Annotated in this window: 13 protein-coding genes; 5 read left to right on the top strand and 8 right to left on the bottom strand. The window is 65.9% G+C overall.

What is annotated here, in order from left to right; all coding sequences use genetic code 11:
- Nucleotides 1-75: 75 nt before the first annotated feature.
- From ADADO0_RS15800 to dnaK, 5 genes are all read right to left on the bottom strand, one after another.
- Nucleotides 76-3,552 (bottom strand): indolepyruvate ferredoxin oxidoreductase family protein, encoded by a 3,477-nt coding sequence (locus tag ADADO0_RS15800; RefSeq protein ID WP_511306133.1) that lies wholly within the window; start codon nucleotides 3,550-3,552, stop codon nucleotides 76-78.
- 161 nt (nucleotides 3,553-3,713) lie between these two features.
- Nucleotides 3,714-4,718: a nickel/cobalt transporter gene (locus ADADO0_RS15795; protein ID WP_511306132.1), complete on the bottom strand. Its 1,005-nt coding sequence runs from the start codon at nucleotides 4,716-4,718 to the stop codon at nucleotides 3,714-3,716.
- Nucleotides 4,715-5,356, bottom strand: a complete 642-nt coding sequence (locus ADADO0_RS15790; RefSeq protein WP_511306131.1) for a DUF1007 family protein — start codon at nucleotides 5,354-5,356, stop codon at nucleotides 4,715-4,717. Before ADADO0_RS15790 ends, ADADO0_RS15795 begins: the two co-directional genes overlap by 4 nt.
- Nucleotides 5,357-5,662: 306 nt before the next feature.
- Nucleotides 5,663-6,817, bottom strand: a complete 1,155-nt coding sequence (dnaJ, locus tag ADADO0_RS15785) for a molecular chaperone DnaJ (protein WP_511306130.1) — start codon at nucleotides 6,815-6,817, stop codon at nucleotides 5,663-5,665.
- Between the two features lie 224 nt (nucleotides 6,818-7,041).
- Complete coding sequence (gene dnaK, locus ADADO0_RS15780) at nucleotides 7,042-9,000, bottom strand: molecular chaperone DnaK (protein ID WP_511306544.1); 1,959 nt, start codon at nucleotides 8,998-9,000, stop codon at nucleotides 7,042-7,044.
- Nucleotides 9,001-9,149: 149 nt separating this feature from the next.
- Between dnaK and pncA the strand changes: the two genes are divergently transcribed.
- Nucleotides 9,150-9,797 carry a bifunctional nicotinamidase/pyrazinamidase gene (pncA, locus tag ADADO0_RS15775; RefSeq protein ID WP_511306129.1) on the top strand — a complete coding sequence of 216 codons (648 nt, stop codon included), beginning with the start codon at nucleotides 9,150-9,152 and terminating at the stop codon, nucleotides 9,795-9,797.
- Between the two features lie 4 nt (nucleotides 9,798-9,801).
- On the opposite strand, the gene ADADO0_RS15770 is transcribed toward pncA, so the two are convergent.
- Nucleotides 9,802-10,164, bottom strand: a complete 363-nt coding sequence (locus ADADO0_RS15770) for a hypothetical protein (protein ID WP_511306128.1) — start codon at nucleotides 10,162-10,164, stop codon at nucleotides 9,802-9,804.
- Between the two features lie 131 nt (nucleotides 10,165-10,295).
- Here ADADO0_RS15770 and ADADO0_RS15765 point away from each other — a divergent pair, with 131 nt between their 5' ends.
- Both ADADO0_RS15765 and ADADO0_RS15760 read left to right on the top strand, forming a co-directional pair.
- Nucleotides 10,296-10,916, top strand: a complete 621-nt coding sequence (locus ADADO0_RS15765) for an alpha-ketoglutarate-dependent dioxygenase AlkB (protein WP_511306127.1) — start codon at nucleotides 10,296-10,298, stop codon at nucleotides 10,914-10,916.
- A gap of 77 nt (nucleotides 10,917-10,993) precedes the next feature.
- On the top strand, nucleotides 10,994-11,929 hold the full coding sequence (locus tag ADADO0_RS15760; RefSeq protein ID WP_511306126.1) for a hypothetical protein: 936 nt from the start codon (nucleotides 10,994-10,996) through the stop codon (nucleotides 11,927-11,929).
- A 36-nt stretch (nucleotides 11,930-11,965) separates the two neighbouring features.
- Here the strand turns inward: ADADO0_RS15760 and grpE are convergent, their stop codons facing one another.
- The gene (gene grpE, locus ADADO0_RS15755; protein ID WP_511306125.1) at nucleotides 11,966-12,583 is read right to left on the bottom strand and encodes a nucleotide exchange factor GrpE; all 618 of its coding nucleotides are present in this window, start codon (nucleotides 12,581-12,583) and stop codon (nucleotides 11,966-11,968) included.
- Between the two features lie 86 nt (nucleotides 12,584-12,669).
- On the bottom strand, nucleotides 12,670-13,770 hold the full coding sequence (hrcA, locus tag ADADO0_RS15750) for a heat-inducible transcriptional repressor HrcA (RefSeq protein WP_511306124.1): 1,101 nt from the start codon (nucleotides 13,768-13,770) through the stop codon (nucleotides 12,670-12,672).
- 231 nt (nucleotides 13,771-14,001) lie between these two features.
- Between hrcA and rph the strand changes: the two genes are divergently transcribed.
- Together rph and rdgB are read left to right on the top strand one after the other, a co-directional pair.
- Nucleotides 14,002-14,715 (top strand): ribonuclease PH, encoded by a 714-nt coding sequence (gene rph, locus ADADO0_RS15745; protein WP_511306123.1) that lies wholly within the window; start codon nucleotides 14,002-14,004, stop codon nucleotides 14,713-14,715.
- Nucleotides 14,715-15,377: an RdgB/HAM1 family non-canonical purine NTP pyrophosphatase gene (rdgB, locus tag ADADO0_RS15740; RefSeq protein WP_511306122.1), complete on the top strand. Its 663-nt coding sequence runs from the start codon at nucleotides 14,715-14,717 to the stop codon at nucleotides 15,375-15,377. Before rph ends, rdgB begins: the two co-directional genes overlap by 1 nt.
- The last annotated feature ends 38 nt before the right edge of the window (nucleotides 15,378-15,415 follow it).

The raw sequence follows: 15,415 nt of genomic DNA, 5'->3' as shown, positions 1-15,415 counted from the left end.
TCCGCTGGGATCGCGCATAAGGGAGAAGCGTGGATGCCCGGGACAAGCCCGGGCATGACGACCAGAAAGGGGAACCTACTCCGCCGCCTGAGCCGGCCGTTCGGGCGGTGCACGGAAACGGGCGAGAAGGTCCGCTTCCTCGGCTTTCGCCGCTGCCAAGTGACGGGCCTTCACATGGCCATAGCCCCGGATCTTCTCCGGCACTGAGGCGAGCGCCACCGCATAGGCGTGATTCTCAGGAGTGAGCGCCGCCGATATCTCCTCCACCACCACGCCATACTGCTTGATCAGCGCGCGCTCGGTGCGGCGCTCGGCGCTCCAGCCAAACGGGTCGAGCGGCGTGCCGCGCAGGCCCTTGAAGCGGGCGAGTAGCGCGAAGACCTTCATCATGCGCGGCCCGAACCGCGTCTTGAGCGGCTCGCCCGTTACCTTGTCCTTGCGCGCCAGCAACGGCGGAGCGAGGTGGAATTCGTAGGAGAGGTCTCCCTCGAACGCTGCCGCGACCTGCTTCTGGAATTCGCCGTCGGAATAGAGCCGGGCGACCTCGTATTCGTCCTTGTAGGCCATGAGCTTGTAAAGGTTCTTCGCTACGGCCTCGGCCAGCCCCGCCCGCCCTGGCGCAAGCTTTTCCTCCTGTGCCCGCACCCGGTCCACCAGCGCCTTGTAGCGGCGGGCATAGCGGGCGCTCTGATAGGCGGTGAGTGAGGCGACACGGCGGGCGATCACCTCGTCCAGCGAGCCGGACAGCACCCGCGCATCTGTGGCCACCTTAGACGGGCCGATCATGGCGTCCACAGCAGCCGGATCGTGCGCCGCGCGCCGGCCCCATTGGAACGCCGCTTGGTTCATGGCCACCGCTTCGCCATTCAGCGAAATCGCCTTGAGGATCGCGTCCTCGGACAGCGGCAGCGCGCCGAACTGGTAGGCATAGCCCACCATGAAGATGTTCTGCGCCAGCGAACTGCCGAACAGCGCGGTGGCGAGGCGCGTCGCCTCGATGAGGTGGGTGTTCTCAGGCCCCGCCGCCGCCGCGATGGTGCGCTTGAGGCGCTCGGTGGGGAGCGAATAATCGGCGTTGCGGGTGAAATCGCCGGGCATCACCTCGTGGGTGTTCACAACGACGATGCTCTGCCCCGGCTTCACGGCCGCCAGCACCTTCTTGGTGCCCGCTACCACCAGATCGCCGCCCAGAATGAGATCGGCGCCCCGCGCGGGAATGCGGATGGCGGTGATGTCATCCGGCGTATTGGCAAGGCGGATGTGGCTGTAGACCGCGCCGCCCTTCTGGGCGAGCCCGGCCATGTCGATCATCCCGCACGCCTTGCCCTCAAGATGCGCGGCCATGCCGAGGATGGCGCCGATGGTGACGACGCCGGTGCCGCCGACCCCGGTGGCGATGATGCCGTAGCTTCCATGGATTTCCGGGTGCGCGGGCTCGGGCAGATCCGGCCACGCCTTAGCGCCGGCGGCAACCCCCGCGCCCTTCTTTGGCTTCGCCCCATGCACCGTCACGAACGACGGGCAGAAGCCGTTGACGCAGGAAAAATCCTTATTGCAGGAGGATTGGTCGATCTCGCGCTTGCGGCCCCATTCGGTGTCGAGCGGCTGCACGGAGACGCAATTGGACGCCACGCCGCAATCACCGCAGCCTTCGCACACCCGTTCGTTGATGATCACCCGCTTGTCCGGGTCGGGAAACTGCCCGCGCTTGCGGCGGCGCCGCTTTTCGGAGGCGCAGGTCTGGTCGTAGATCAGCACCGTCGCGCCCGGGATAGCGGCAAGCTCCCGCTGCACCGTGTCGAGCTGGTCGCGGTGGTGGATGGTGAGGCCGGCGGGCCATTGGGTGCCGGCGGGATATTTCTCCGGCTCGTCGGTGACGACCACCACCCGCTCCACCCCTTCGGCCGCCACCTGCCGGGCGATCACGGGAACGGTGAGGTTGCCCTCGTGGCTCTGCCCGCCGGTCATGGCGACGGCGTCATTGAACAGAATTTTGTAGGTGACGTTCACCTTCGCCGCCACCGAGGCTCTGAGCGCCAGATAGCCCGAATGGTTGTAGGTGCCGTCGCCGAGATTCTGGAACACATGCGGGCGCTTGGAGAAGGGCGCCTCGCCGATCCAGTTGGCGCCCTCCCCGCCCATCTGGGTGAAGCCGGTGGTCTCCCGGTCCATCCACTGCACCATGTAATGGCAGCCGATGCCGGCATAGGCGCGCATGCCCTCCGGCACCTTGGTGGAGGTGTTGTGCGGGCAGCCGGAGCAAAAATAGGGGATGCGGGTCGCGACATCGCCGGTGAGCGCGAGCACCCGCTGGGCTTCTTCCAGTTCGGCGACGCGGGCGGCGATATCGGGGATGTCGCCATAGGCCAGCAGGCGCTTGCCGAGCGCGATGGCGATGTCGTTGGGGTCGAGTGCGCCCTTCACCGGGAACAGCCAGCGGCCCTGCTCGTCCTTCTTGCCGATGCACACCGGCTGGTTGGCGGAGCCGTAAAGCTCTTCGCGGACCTGAACTTCGATGAGAGAACGCTTCTCCTCCACCACCATGATGAGGTCGAGACCGCGCGCGAAGTCGTAAAGCCCGCGCGTTTCCAGGGGCCAGGGACAGGCCACCTTCCAGAGGCGGATGCCCAGATCGTTCGCCCGCACCTCGTCGATGCCCAATTCGTCCAGCGCGAGGCGGACATCGAGATAGCTCTTGCCGACGGTGGCGATGCCGATGCGCGGCCGGGTGCCGCCGGAGGTGATGAAGCGGTTGAGGTTGTTGGCCCGCAGAAAGGCGATGATGGCGTCGCGCTTGAATTCCTGAAGCCGCTCCTCCTGCGCCAGCGGTGTGTCGCCGAGCCGGATGTTGAGCCCGCCGGGCGGCATGGCGAAGCCCTCGACCGGGGAAATCCGCACCCGGTCCACCCGCCCATCAACGATGCAGGTGGATTCGATCGTGTCCTTCACCGCCTTGAGACCGACCCAGGCGCCCGAGAAGCGCGAGAGCGCCCAGCCATAGAGGCCATAGTCGATGATCTCCTGCGCCCCCGCCGGGTTCAGCACCGGGATCATCACGTCGACGAAATGGAATTCGCTCTGGTGGGCGGTGGTGGAGCTTTCGCAGGTGTGGTCGTCGCCCATAAGCGCGAGCACGCCGCCGTGCGCCGAAGTGCCGGCATTGTTGGCGTGGCGGAACACGTCGCCGGAGCGGTCGACGCCCGGCCCCTTGCCATACCAGAGGCCGAACACGCCGTCATAGCGCCCTTCGCCGCGCAGCTCCGCCTGCTGCGAGCCCCAGACGGCGGTGGCGGCAAGGTCTTCGTTCAAGCCGCTCTGAAACAGGATGTCATTGGCTTGCAACAGCTTCTGCGCCCGGCCGAACTGCTGGTCGAGACCACCGAGCGGCGAGCCGCGATAGCCCGAGATGTAGCCCGCGGTGGAGAGCCCGGCGCGTCGGTCCCGCTCTTTCTGCATCAGGGTGAGGCGCACCAGCGCCTGCGTCCCCGAGACAAAGACGTCGTCTTTTGCCAGATCGTATTTGTCGTCGAGGGAGACCGGCTTCAGTCCCATGGACGCCTCCCGGAAACAGCGCGCTAAATCGTTCGCTGACCACAGGTTTGCACGGAGTGTCGCACCCTGCAATTTCGTTGTTTGAAACGATTATGAATGAAATTGCTGCCAAAGCAGGCATGACGCATTTTGGCGCAACGCAGCAGAGAAATGGTGCGGCGCTAACCGGGTAGAAGCCGCTCGCTGGCGAGATAGCCGGTCAGCAGGGCCAGCCCGAAGCCGCAGACCATCAACCCCGCGATCATCTCGACGCCCAGCAGCATCAGCGTTCCCCGCCCGCTGCTCAGCGCCGCCAGCCGCACCGCCAGCCGCTTGCCATAGACCGCCAGGATGGCAATGGCAGACACGGTGATGGCGGTGCCGAGGCCCATCGCAAATGTCGCGGCGATGCCGGTCCAGATCACCCCCTGCGACAAGGCGAAGGTGAGCATCAGGATCGCGCCCGAGCAGGGGCGCGCGCCAGCGGAAATCACCGCCACCGCCGCGCGCTTCAGACCGCCGCGCCCGTCGAGCAGGTGCGGGTCGGGGGCATGCTTGTCAATGCAGCCGCAGTCCGGTCCATGGAAATGCCCGCCGGGCGCCGGGCGGCCGGTGGCCACGGCAAACATCGTGCGCGCCTTCAGGAAGGCCAGATACGCCCCGAACACAGCGATGCCGCCATAGGCGGCGATCTCGATCACGTTCATGGCGTTCGCCATCGAGACCGCCGTGGCGCCGAGCAGGATGGCGAGCACGCCCACGAACAGGATCGCCGCCAGCGACTGCACCAGCGCAGACGCGAACGCGAGCGCGATGCCCCGCCGCAGCGTGCCGCCGTCCGCAAGCAGATAGGAGGTGATCACCGCCTTGCCGTGGCCGGGACCGGCGGCGTGGAACACTCCATAGGCGAAGGATAGCCCGGCCAGCAGCCCGAAAGCATGGCCATCGGCCTTGGCCGCCCGCACTGCCTGGATCAGGGCGCGATAGAAGGCGCTCTGCTGGGCGATGATATAGCCGGTGATGCCTCCCGATGTCTCAACGGGCGCACCGCCCATCCCGAACGGCGTCGCCTTCGGTCCCAGCGCCTGCGCCAGGGCGCCGTCCCGCGTCAGGACCAAGGCAAGGGCAGCACATGCGAGACAGAGGCCGGCGCGCCACGCCAGCGACCAGCGGGCCGTCCGCTTCAACAGCGCACCTGGATCTTGTCCGCAAACTGCGCGGCGTATCCGCTGGTGGACGAGAGATTGGAGAAGAAGCTCTCGTTGAGCGGCGCCGACTGCATCTGCCCACCGCCGGGAATGACCTGAAGCGCGCAGCTCTTCGGCGCCGAGACCATATCGGCCGGATCGCGCTCCTGGAAAGAGAAGGCGACGAACATGGTGGGATCATAGATTTCAAGCGTCAGCGGCCCCTTCACGGTCACCGGCTTGGCGAGCGGCAAAACAAAATGCAGCGTCAGCGCGTCGTTCTCAAACGTCAGGTAATAGTCCGTCGGATCGGTGAAGACGAGCTTGGCGGTCGCCGACTTTGCCTTCACGAAATACCCGTATTCCTTCAGCGAGGTGACGTTCACCTCGGCGAGCGGCTTCAGCACCGTGTCGGGATAGCTGCCGTCCTTGTTGCGCTCCAGCCCCTGCAAGGCGAACGCGGTGAAGGCTTCATCGAAGGTCCAGGCCTGTTTCAGCCCGGTGAAGGTGCCCTCAGGGGAGAACATCACCTGCGTGCGCATGGTCACCCAGACGTGGGGATGCGCTGAGGCGGTTGCTGTCGCGGCCAGAAGGAGGAGGACAGCGCCAAGAAAGCGGGACACGAATCGAAAAGCCATGGCCCCCTCAGCGTTGCACGAGGAGACCTCGCCCGCGAGTTCGGCGGAATGGTGGCGGCCAAGGTGACGTGACGCTTTCGTGTTCCCGACAGTGCAACCCTTGTCCCGGACAAGGAGAGCGCGCAGCGCGAGCGCTGATCCGGGACCCAGCGCAAGGGACCGCCGAAGGCGCTTCAACCCATCTCAGCCGCCACGCGGCGGAGATGCCCTCGTGCTAGTCGCGGGGTGACGGCTTCGCCGGAGTGTTTCGCTGGGTCCCGGATCGGCGCTCCGGCTTCGCCGTCGCTTGTCCGGGACAAAACCCGGTCAGTCGTCGGCCGCACCCTGGAAAAAGTCCTTCATCTTGGCAAAGAAGCCGTTGGACTCAGGGTGCGTCTCGGAGGAGCACTCGCCCTCAAATTCGGCGAGCAGTTCGCGCTGGCGCTTGGTGAGGTTCTGCGGGGTTTCCACAACCACCTGCACATACATGTCGCCGGAATTGCGCGAGCGCAGCACCGGCATGCCCTTGCCCGCGAGGCGCAGGCGCTTGCCGGACTGCGTGCCCTCTGGAATGCGTACCTTGGACTGTTCGCCGTTGATGGTGGGCACCTCGACCGTGCCGCCGAGCGCCGCCGTGACCATGGAGATCGGCGCGCGGCAATACAGGTCTGCCCCCTCGCGCTGGAAGAACGGGTGCGGCTCAAGCGACAGGAAGATGTAGAGATCGCCTGCCGGGCCACCGCGCGTGCCGGCCTCGCCCTCGCCGCCCAAGCGAATGCGGGTGCCGTCCTCGACGCCGGCGGGGATCTGCACCTGAAGCGTGCGCTCGCGGGTGACACGGCCCGCACCCGAACAGGCGGTGCAGGGGCTCTCGATCACACTGCCGCGCCCCTGGCAGGCGGGGCAGGTGCGCTCAAGGGTGAAAAAGCCCTGGGCGTGACGGATCTTGCCCGCGCCGCCGCAGGTGCGGCACGCCTTGGGCTGGGTGCCCGGCTTGGCGCCGGTACCGGTGCAGGTCTCGCACACCACAGAGGTTGGAATGTGGATCTCGGCATTCTTGCCGGCAAACGCCTCTTCGAGGCTGATTTCCATGTTGTAGCGCAGGTCCGAGCCGCGCCCGCGCCCGGTGCCGCCGGCTTGCCCGCCGCGTCCGCGCGCGGCACCGCCCTGTCCACCAAACAGGTCGTCGAAGATATCGGCGAAGGTAGAGGCGAAATCGGCGCCGAATCCGGGGCCACCCTGCCCACCCATGCCGTTCTCGAAAGCGGCATGGCCGAACCGATCATAGGCGGCGCGCTTCTGCGGATCCTTAAGGACCTCATAGGCTTCGCTCACTTCCTTGAAGCGGACCTCGGCCTCCGCATTGCCCTGGTTGCGGTCGGGGTGCCAGGTCATCGCCAGCTTGCGATAGGACGCCTTCAGCACCGTCTCGTCGGCACCGCGATCGCAGCCCAGAACCTCGTAATAGTCGCGCTTCGCCATAGCTTACCCAAATCCGCCCCGGTCGGCGTCGGCTTGCGTGAAGCACCTTGTCGCCGGGCCCGTCTGTGCCATCGACCACCCGTCGATTTCAGCACGCTTTCCAAGGGAATGCGATGTCCCTGAACGGATGTGGCCTCCGGAGCAAGCCCGGAGACCACATTTTTCGTCTCTTCAGCCGTTGCGTCTCGCAAGCCGGCCGAAAGCTCCCACGAAGCTCAGACCGCTCAGGCAGACTTCTTCTTGTCGTCGTCGACTTCGGTGAAGTCGGCGTCGACCACGTCGTCCTTCTTCGGGGCTGCATCTTCAGCGCCGCCGCCCTGCTGGGCCGAATACATGGCCTCGCCGAGCTTGAGCGATGCCTGGGCCAGGGTCTGGGTCTTGGCCGTGATGGCTTCCGCATCCCCGGTCTCAAGCGCAGACTTGAGGTCCGCCAGCGCCGCCTCAATGGCACCCTTCTCCACCGCGCCGACTTTGTCGCCGTGCTCGGAAAGGGCCTTCTCGGTGGAGTGCACCAGGGCCTCGCCGTGGTTCTTCGCCTCGGCCACCGCGCGCCGCTTCTTGTCCTCGGAGGCATGCGCCTCCGCGTCCTTCACCATCTTCTCGATGTCGGCATCGTTGAGACCGCCAGAGGCCTGGATGCGGATCTGCTGTTCCTTGCCCGTGCCCTTGTCCTTGGCGGACACCTGCACGATGCCGTTGGCGTCGATGTCGAACGTCACCTCGATCTGAGGCACGCCGCGTGGCGCCGGCGGCAGGCCGACGAGGTCGAACTGGCCGAGGCTCTTGTTGTCCGCGGCCATCTCGCGCTCGCCCTGGAACACCCGGATCGTCACCGCGTTCTGACCATCTTCCGCGGTGGAGAACACCTGGGACTTCTTGGTCGGGATCGTGGTGTTGCGATCGATCAGGCGGGTGAACACGCCACCCAGCGTCTCGATGCCGAGAGAGAGCGGGGTCACGTCGAGCAGCAGAACGTCCTTCACGTCGCCCTGAAGCACGCCGGCCTGGATCGCGGCGCCGATGGCAACCACTTCATCCGGGTTGACGCCCTTGTGGGGCTCTTTGCCGAAGAACTGCTTCACCATCTCCTGGACCTTGGGCATGCGGGTCATGCCGCCCACCAGGACCACTTCGTCGATCTGCGCGGCAGACAGGCCGGCATCCTTCAGAGCGAGCCGGCAAGGCTCCATGGTGCGCTGGATCAGGTCTTCCACAAGCGCCTCGAACTTGGCGCGGGTCAGCTTCATGGTCAGGTGCTTGGGACCGGACGCATCCGCGGTGATGAACGGCAGATTGATCTCGGTCTGGGTCGCGGAAGACAGCTCGATCTTCGCCTTTTCGGCCGCCTCCTTGAGGCGCTGAAGGGCGAGCTTGTCCTTGCGCAGGTCGATCCCCTGCTCCTTCTTGAACTCGTCGGCGAGATAATTGACGAGGCGCATGTCGAAGTCTTCGCCGCCCAGGAACGTGTCGCCGTTCGTGGACTTCACCTCGAACACGCCATCGCCGATCTCCAGCACCGACACGTCGAACGTGCCGCCGCCGAGGTCATAGACCGCGATGGTGCCGGCCGACTTCTTGTCGAGACCGTAGGCGAGCGCCGCAGCGGTAGGCTCGTTGATGATGCGCAGAACTTCGAGACCGGCGATCTTGCCGGCGTCCTTGGTCGCCTGACGCTGGGCGTCATTGAAATAGGCAGGAACGGTGATGACCGCCTTCTCGACCTTCTCGCCCAGGAACGCCTCGGCGGTCTCCTTCATCTTCTGAAGGATGAACGCGGAAATCTGCGAGGGAGAATACTTCTTGCCGTCCGACTCCAGCCACGCGTCGCCATTGTCGCCGCGCACGATGCCGTAGGGAACGAGCTTCTTGTCCTTCTCGACCGTCGGGTCGTCGTAGCGGCGGCCGATCAGGCGCTTCACTGCGAAGAAGGTCCGCTCGGGATTGGTGACGCCCTGGCGCTTGGCGGGCTGGCCGACCAGCCGCTCGCCGTCTTCCGTGAAGGCGACGATGGAGGGCGTGGTGCGCGCGCCTTCCGCGTTCTCAATGACTTTCGGGGAAGCCCCTTCCATCACCGCGACGCAGGAATTGGTGGTGCCGAGGTCGATGCCGATAATTTTGGCCATGTACTTCTCCTTGTCGGCAGACCGGCCGGGCCTATGAAGCGCCCGTGAAGGATTCCGCAGGCCCCTCCTGCAGTTCTCCGCCGATCCCCGTTGAATTGGGGTACGTCGCGAGTGCGACGTTCGAGGCCGATATAAGAGGGGTGATTTGCCGCTGCAAGGCGTGCAAGCTACCGCGCCATCTGTTTTTAGGTGCTTTGCGAGGTCCGTTGATGATCCGCCGCCCCAATATCGGCGATGATCCCCATGCCGTGCTCGTGGCGGTGGACCTCCAGGCGGATTTTCTGCCCGGCGGAAGCCTTGCCGTGGCGCGCGGCGATGAAGTCGTCCCCATGGCCAATCGCCTTGCCCGCACCTTCAGAAACGTCGTCCTGACGCAGGACTGGCACCCGGCCGGCCACGTCTCCTTCGCCTCATCCCATGCCGGGAAAACGCCCTTCGAGCAGATCATGCTGCCTTATGGGGCCCAGATCCTCTGGCCGGACCATTGCGTGCAGGAGAGCGCGGGTGCTCAATTCGCCGCTGACCTCAGCATTCCCCATGCCCAGATGGTGGTGCGCAAGGGCTTCCACGCGAACATCGACAGCTATTCCACCTTCTACGAGGCGGACCGGACAACGCCCACCGGTCTGGTGGGGTATCTCAGGGAGCGGGATATCCGGCGGGTCTATCTGATGGGGCTGGCGACCGACTTCTGTGTCGCGTGGTCGGCGGTGGACGCCGCGCGCCACGGGTTCGAGACCCATGTGATCGCGGATGCCTGCCGCGCCATCGATGCTGACGGGTCGCTCGCCCGCGCCCATGCCGATATGGCGGACGCGGGCGTAAAGTTGATCTCCTGCGCCGATCTGCTCGGCTGAGAGATTAGCGGATGACCTGAATCACCCGGCGGCTGCCGGGCTCGACCACCACCGTCTGATTGTCGGGCGTCACCACATAGCGGTAGCCCGAGGCATCAAAGCCGCCATAGTCGGCGCCAGTGGAAAACGTGTTGAGCTGCACCTCAACCGGCACGGTTGTGCCGACGACCGGCGCATAGCTCTTGGGGAAGGTGACGACGGTGCGCGGCTGGGCAACGACATACCGCTGCACCAGCACTTCCTGCTCAGGATTGACCAGCACGTAGCCCGAAGGCTTCGCGACGATAGTCGTGGTGGTTTGGGCACTCGCTGCCGAGGCGCCGATGACCAGGGCAAGCGCGGCGGCGCCGGCAAGATACTGTTTCATTGCAAGTCTCCTCACCCTTCCCTCTCTCGCACATCCAACGCTCGCCTCCCGCCAACCGTTCCGCTCAAGCGCGAGGAGGCGCTTTGAAGCCGGCGTCAAATACGCCATCCTGATGCGGGGGAGCGGCACGCATGCAGCAGCGATTGGAACTTGCGCCCGGATGTGTCTGGTGGCCGGGATATCTCGACCGTGCCGCACAGGAGACGCTGCTCGCGCAGGTGGAAGCCGCCCTCCTCGCGGCGCCCCTGTTCACGCCGCGCATGCCCAAGACGGGCCAGCCGTTTTCCGTGCGCATGAGCAATCTCGGGCCGCTCGGCTGGGTGTCCGACCAGTCCGGCTATCGCTACCAGGCGTTCCATCCCGACACGCGCGAACCCTGGCCCGCCATGCCCGATGCGCTGGTGAAAGCGTGGGACGAGCTTGCGAGCTATGGCGCGCCGGCGCAGGCCGCGCTGGTGAACTGGTACGCGCCAGATGCCAAGATGGGATTGCACCAGGACCGCGACGAGCAGGATCTGACCGCACCGGTGCTCTCGCTTTCGCTCGGCGACACGGCGATGTTCCGTTATGGCGGCAGCGAGCGTCGGACGCCCACCCGGTCGATCAAGCTCGCCTCGGGGGATGCGCTGGTCCTGTCGGGGGAGAGCCGCCTCGCGTTTCACGGCGTCGACCGCATTCTCGCGGGCACCTCGACGCTGATCGGCCGCCCCGGGCGTTTCAACCTGACACTGCGCCGAGTTTCCCCGCCGTGAGCGGATCCGGGCGGCCTACGTCACGCTTCCGCCCGCTTTGCCGCACAAGAGCCGTAGCTGTTATCCGGGAGTTTTCCATGCGCCTCATACTCGCCGTCGCCGCCGCCCTCCTCATGTCGGGGGGATTAGCCAGCGCGGCAGACGCAGTATTCCCGCGTGGCAGCTCGGTGGGCATCGTGCCGCCCGAAGGGATGGTGGAAAGCAACAAGTTCTCGGGCTTCGAGGACCCCGGCAAGGGCGCGGCCATCCTGATGGTGGAAATGCCGCCCCAGGCCTATGACCAAGTCTCCGCCGGCTTCACCGACGCCAATCTCGCCACCAAGGGCATTCTGGTGGAGCAGCGCGAGACGCTGCCCCTGGGTGACGCCCGCACGCTGTTGATCGTTGGAAAGCAGCAGGCCGGCCCGGTGATCGCCCGCAAATGGATATTGCTGGCGGGCACAAGCACGGCGACCGTGCTCGTCACCGTTCAGGAGCCCACCGATGGAGCTCTGGGGCTTTCGGACGAGCAGGTCCGCAAGACACTGCAGACGATCACGTTCCGCCAGCCGCCCTCGCCTCAGGAACTGATGGCGGGTCTGCCGTTCAAGCTGGAAGATCTCGCCGGCTTCCGGGTGATCAAGGTGATCGGCAACACGGCTGCGGTTCTCACCGACGGCCCGAAGGACATGCTGGACGATACCGAGCAGGCGGTGCTGGTAGCTGGCGTCTCCCCCGGCGCGCCGAAGGACGACGACCGCAAGCAGTTCGCGCTGCGGTCCCTGTCTTCCGTGCCGGGCGTGAAGGATATCCGGATCGAGCGCGCGGAACCGCTGCGCATCGGCGGCCAGCCGGGATTTGAAATCCTCGCCGACGGCAAGAACATGTCCGGCACCACGGATGTGAAGGTGGTGCAGTGGCTGCGTTTCGGCCAGAACGCCACGCTGCGCATGATCGGCATCGTGAAGACTTCGGACTTTCCGCCGGTCTATCCGCGTTTCAGGGCCATCCGGGATGGCGTCGCGACCAATTGAGCGCGGCGCCTTCCGAATTAGGACAGGGTTCCAAGGTCAGCTGTTGCCGACCTCGGACTTGCCTTCCTCGCGCACCTGCTTGGGGCCGCCGCGCGCCACGCCGACCATGGCAGGCCGCAGCACGCGCTCGCCGATGACGTAGCCGGACTGGACCACCTGAACCACCGTACCGGCGGGAATGGTGGCGTCCGGCACCTCGAACATCGCCTGGTGCAGGTTCGGGTCGAATTTCTCGCCCTTCGGGTCGAGCTTGCGGATGCCGTGCTTTTCCAAGGCCTTGTGCAGGCCGCGCTCGGTCAGTTCGAGACCGTCGAGTAGCGACTTCACGGCGCCCTCGGCCTTTTCCTTGGCTTCCGCCTCCACCGTGCCCAGGGCGCGGGAGAGATCGTCGGCGACGTTCAGAACGTCGCGAGCGAAGGACGCGATGCCATAAGTCTTGGCGTCGGCGATTTCCTTGTCGGCGCGACGACGGATATTCTCCGCCTCCGCGAACGCGCGCAGGAACTTGTCCTTGAACGCGGACACCTCAGCTTCGAGCTGCTCGCGCTCCGCCTTGAAGGCATCCACCGCGCCCACTTCGTCCATTTCGGCGCCTTCCGGATCGACCGCCGGATTGGAGCCGTGGGTCTCGGGCGCGCCACCCTTGTCACTCATCGCGCATTCCTCTCTTGGATGCGTGCGGCGTCCGCCGGCACGGATCACGAATTCTGCCCCGCATATCGGGGGACGGGCGTGAAAAATCAAGCGGCGTCGGCGCCGGGTGCCCCAAGGACACGGCTGACCACCCGCGCGGTGAAGTCGACCATGGGCACGATGCGTCCATAATTGAGCCGGGTCGGCCCGATCACCCCGAGCACGCCGACCACCCGGCCCTGCCCGTCGCGATAGGGGGCAACGATGGTGGATGAACCGGAAAGCGAGAACAGCTTGTTCTCCGCGCCGATGAAAATGCGCATGCTCTGCGCCTCCTCAGCGAGCCCCAGCAGCCCCACCAGCTCGCGCTTGGATTCCAGATCGTCGAACAACAGGCGGATGCGCTCCAGATCCTCAAGCGCCTTCAGGTCTTCCAGGAGCTTGGCCTGCCCGCGCACGATCAGCCGACGCTCCGCAGGATCGCCGCCAGACCAGGATGCAAGCCCCGCCTCCACCACGCGGGCGGTGAGCGAATCAAGCTGCTGCCGCAGCTCGGTCAGCAGGCCTTCCATCGCCGCGCGGGCCTCGCGCAGGGTGCGGCCCCGAACCCGGGCGTTGAGGAAATTGGTGGCCTCCACCAGCGCCGAAGAGGGCAAGCCGGGCGGCAGCGGCAGCATCCGGTTCTCCACCTGCCCGTCTTCGGACACGAGGATCACCAGGGCGCGGGTCGGGTCGAGGGCGACGAACTCCACATGCTTCAGGCGCGGATCGGTCTTAATGGCGGTGACCACCCCGGCCCCGCGCGACAGGCCCGAGAGCAGGGCCGATGCCTCCTGAAGCACCCCATCGACGGTATAGCCCTTGGCGGCAGCAGCCACCTGCCCCTCGATGGAGGAGCGGTCCCGCTCGCTGACATCGCCAATTTCCAGCAGGGCATCGACGAAGAAGCGCAGGCCCTGGTCGGTCGGCAGGCGCCCGGCGCTGGTGTGCGGCGCATAGATCAGCCCCGCCGCCTCCAGGTCCGCCATGACGTTGCGCACCGAAGCGGGCGACAGCGACATGGGAATGAGGCGGGAAATGTTGCGCGACCCCACAGGCTCCCCGGTCGCGAGATAGCTCTCAACGATCTGGCGAAAAATCTCACGCGACCTTGCATCGATCTGGGCGATCGAGGCCGCATAGGGGGGAATGATCGGGTTCAGCGGCACGGCGTCATTCCGATTATGATTGAGGTAACGGTGATCGACGGGATCGGTTAACCCTCGCGCCGTCCCTTCCGTCCTGTTTTGTCCTTGCCTAAACCTAGGTGCGGGACACCCGCTTGCGAAGCCCTGATGGCGCATTTCATCAAAGTGACACACAACTTTGCCTGCGCCCCTTGCCCCTGCGCCTCCCCGCTCCTAAAAACACGCCGGTTTCAAACTTGATTGGATGGACGAATGCGCCCGAGCCGCCGCGCGAACGATGAGATGCGTGCCGTTTCCTTTGAACGGGGCGTGCTGCGCCACGCCGAGGGCTCATGCCTGGTGAAATTCGGCGATACCCACGTTCTGGTCGCCGCCACCCTCGAGGAACGCCTGCCGCCGTGGCTGAAGGGCCAGGGGCGCGGCTGGGTCACGGCGGAATACGCCATGCTGCCGCGAGCGACCCTTGAGCGCACGCGCCGGGAAGCGACCCAAGGCAAGCAGACCGGCCGCAGTCAGGAAATCCAGCGCCTGATCGGCCGCTCGCTGCGGTCCGCGACCGATCTGGTTGGTCTCGGGGAGCGCCAGATCACCCTCGACTGCGACGTGATCCAGGCAGATGGCGGTACCCGGACCGCCGCGATCACCGGCGCCTGGATCGCGCTGTACGATTGCCTCGCCTGGATGAAATCGCGGTCCATGCTGAAAGAAATTCCGCTCAAGGAGCATGTGGCGGCGGTTTCCTGCGGGATTTACAAAGGTACTCCGGTGCTCGATCTCGACTATGCCGAGGACAGCCAGGCTGAGACGGACGCGAATTTCGTCATGACGGGCAGCGGCGGGATCATCGAAATCCAGGGCACCGCCGAGAAGACCCCGTTCTCGCAGGACGAGTTGCTGCAACTCCTCAGCCTCGCCCGGAGCGGCATCGACAAGCTGGTCGGCCTTCAGAAGCTGGCCGTCGGCTGATGGAGCATCGCCGTCTCTCGGGGCGCCTGGTCGTCGCCACCCACAATCCCGGCAAGCTGATCGAGATGCGCACCCTGCTCGAACCCTATGGGATCGAGGCGGTCTCGGCCGGCGAACTGGGCCTTCCGGAACCCGAAGAGACCGGCGAGACCTTTGCCGCCAACGCCCGCATCAAGGCCGAGGCGGCCGCGCAGGCCGCGCAATTGCCCGCGTTCGCGGACGACAGCGGCCTGTGCGTGGATGCCCTCGGCGGACAGCCAGGCATCTATTCCGCGCGCTGGGGCGGCCCGGAGAAGGATTTCGATCTGGCCATGGAAAATGTCCAGGCGCTGCTGATCACCGTGGACGCGCTCACCGCGGGCAAGCGCAAGGGCAGCTTCGTCTCCGCCCTGTGCATCGCCTGGCCGGACGGCCATGTGGAGGAGTTCGAGGGCGTGGTGAAGGGCACCATGGTCTGGCCGCCGCGCGGAACGCGGGGCTTCGGCTACGACCCCATGTTCGTGCCCGAGGGCTATACTCGCACGTTTGCCGAGATGACGGCGGAGGAGAAACACTCCATGCCCCCGCTCGGCCTCGGCCTCTCCCATCGCGCCCGCGCCTTCCGCCTGCTCTCGCAGGCGTGCCTGGAGCCTGAAGGCGGGCCGGAGGCACACGAAGCGTGATGCCAGCCTCTGCCCCACGCGCCGCCGGGAGCCCTCTC

The organism is Aquabacter sp. (assembly GCF_965279295.1).
In the GTDB taxonomy this organism is placed as follows: Bacteria; Pseudomonadota; Alphaproteobacteria; order Rhizobiales; family Xanthobacteraceae; genus Aquabacter.
This window is presented reverse-complemented; position numbering and strand designations above follow the sequence as displayed.

What these genes read in the sequence shown, in the direction of transcription:
- rph (WP_511306123.1), top strand. Translation starts at nt 14,002, where the DNA reads ATGCGCCCGAGCCGCCGCGCGAACGATGAGATGCGTGCCGTTTCCTTT.
- ADADO0_RS15765 (WP_511306127.1), top strand. Translation starts at nt 10,296, where the DNA reads ATGCAGCAGCGATTGGAACTTGCGCCCGGATGTGTCTGGTGGCCGGGA.
- ADADO0_RS15800 (WP_511306133.1), bottom strand. Translation starts at nt 3,552, where the DNA reads ATGGGACTGAAGCCGGTCTCCCTCGACGACAAATACGATCTGGCAAAA.
- grpE (WP_511306125.1), bottom strand. Translation starts at nt 12,583, where the DNA reads ATGAGTGACAAGGGTGGCGCGCCCGAGACCCACGGCTCCAATCCGGCG.
- pncA (WP_511306129.1), top strand. Translation starts at nt 9,150, where the DNA reads ATGATCCGCCGCCCCAATATCGGCGATGATCCCCATGCCGTGCTCGTG.
- dnaJ (WP_511306130.1), bottom strand. Translation starts at nt 6,817, where the DNA reads ATGGCGAAGCGCGACTATTACGAGGTTCTGGGCTGCGATCGCGGTGCC.
- rdgB (WP_511306122.1), top strand. Translation starts at nt 14,715, where the DNA reads ATGGAGCATCGCCGTCTCTCGGGGCGCCTGGTCGTCGCCACCCACAAT.
- ADADO0_RS15770 (WP_511306128.1), bottom strand. Translation starts at nt 10,164, where the DNA reads ATGAAACAGTATCTTGCCGGCGCCGCCGCGCTTGCCCTGGTCATCGGC.
- ADADO0_RS15790 (WP_511306131.1), bottom strand. Translation starts at nt 5,356, where the DNA reads ATGGCTTTTCGATTCGTGTCCCGCTTTCTTGGCGCTGTCCTCCTCCTT.
- ADADO0_RS15760 (WP_511306126.1), top strand. Translation starts at nt 10,994, where the DNA reads ATGCGCCTCATACTCGCCGTCGCCGCCGCCCTCCTCATGTCGGGGGGA.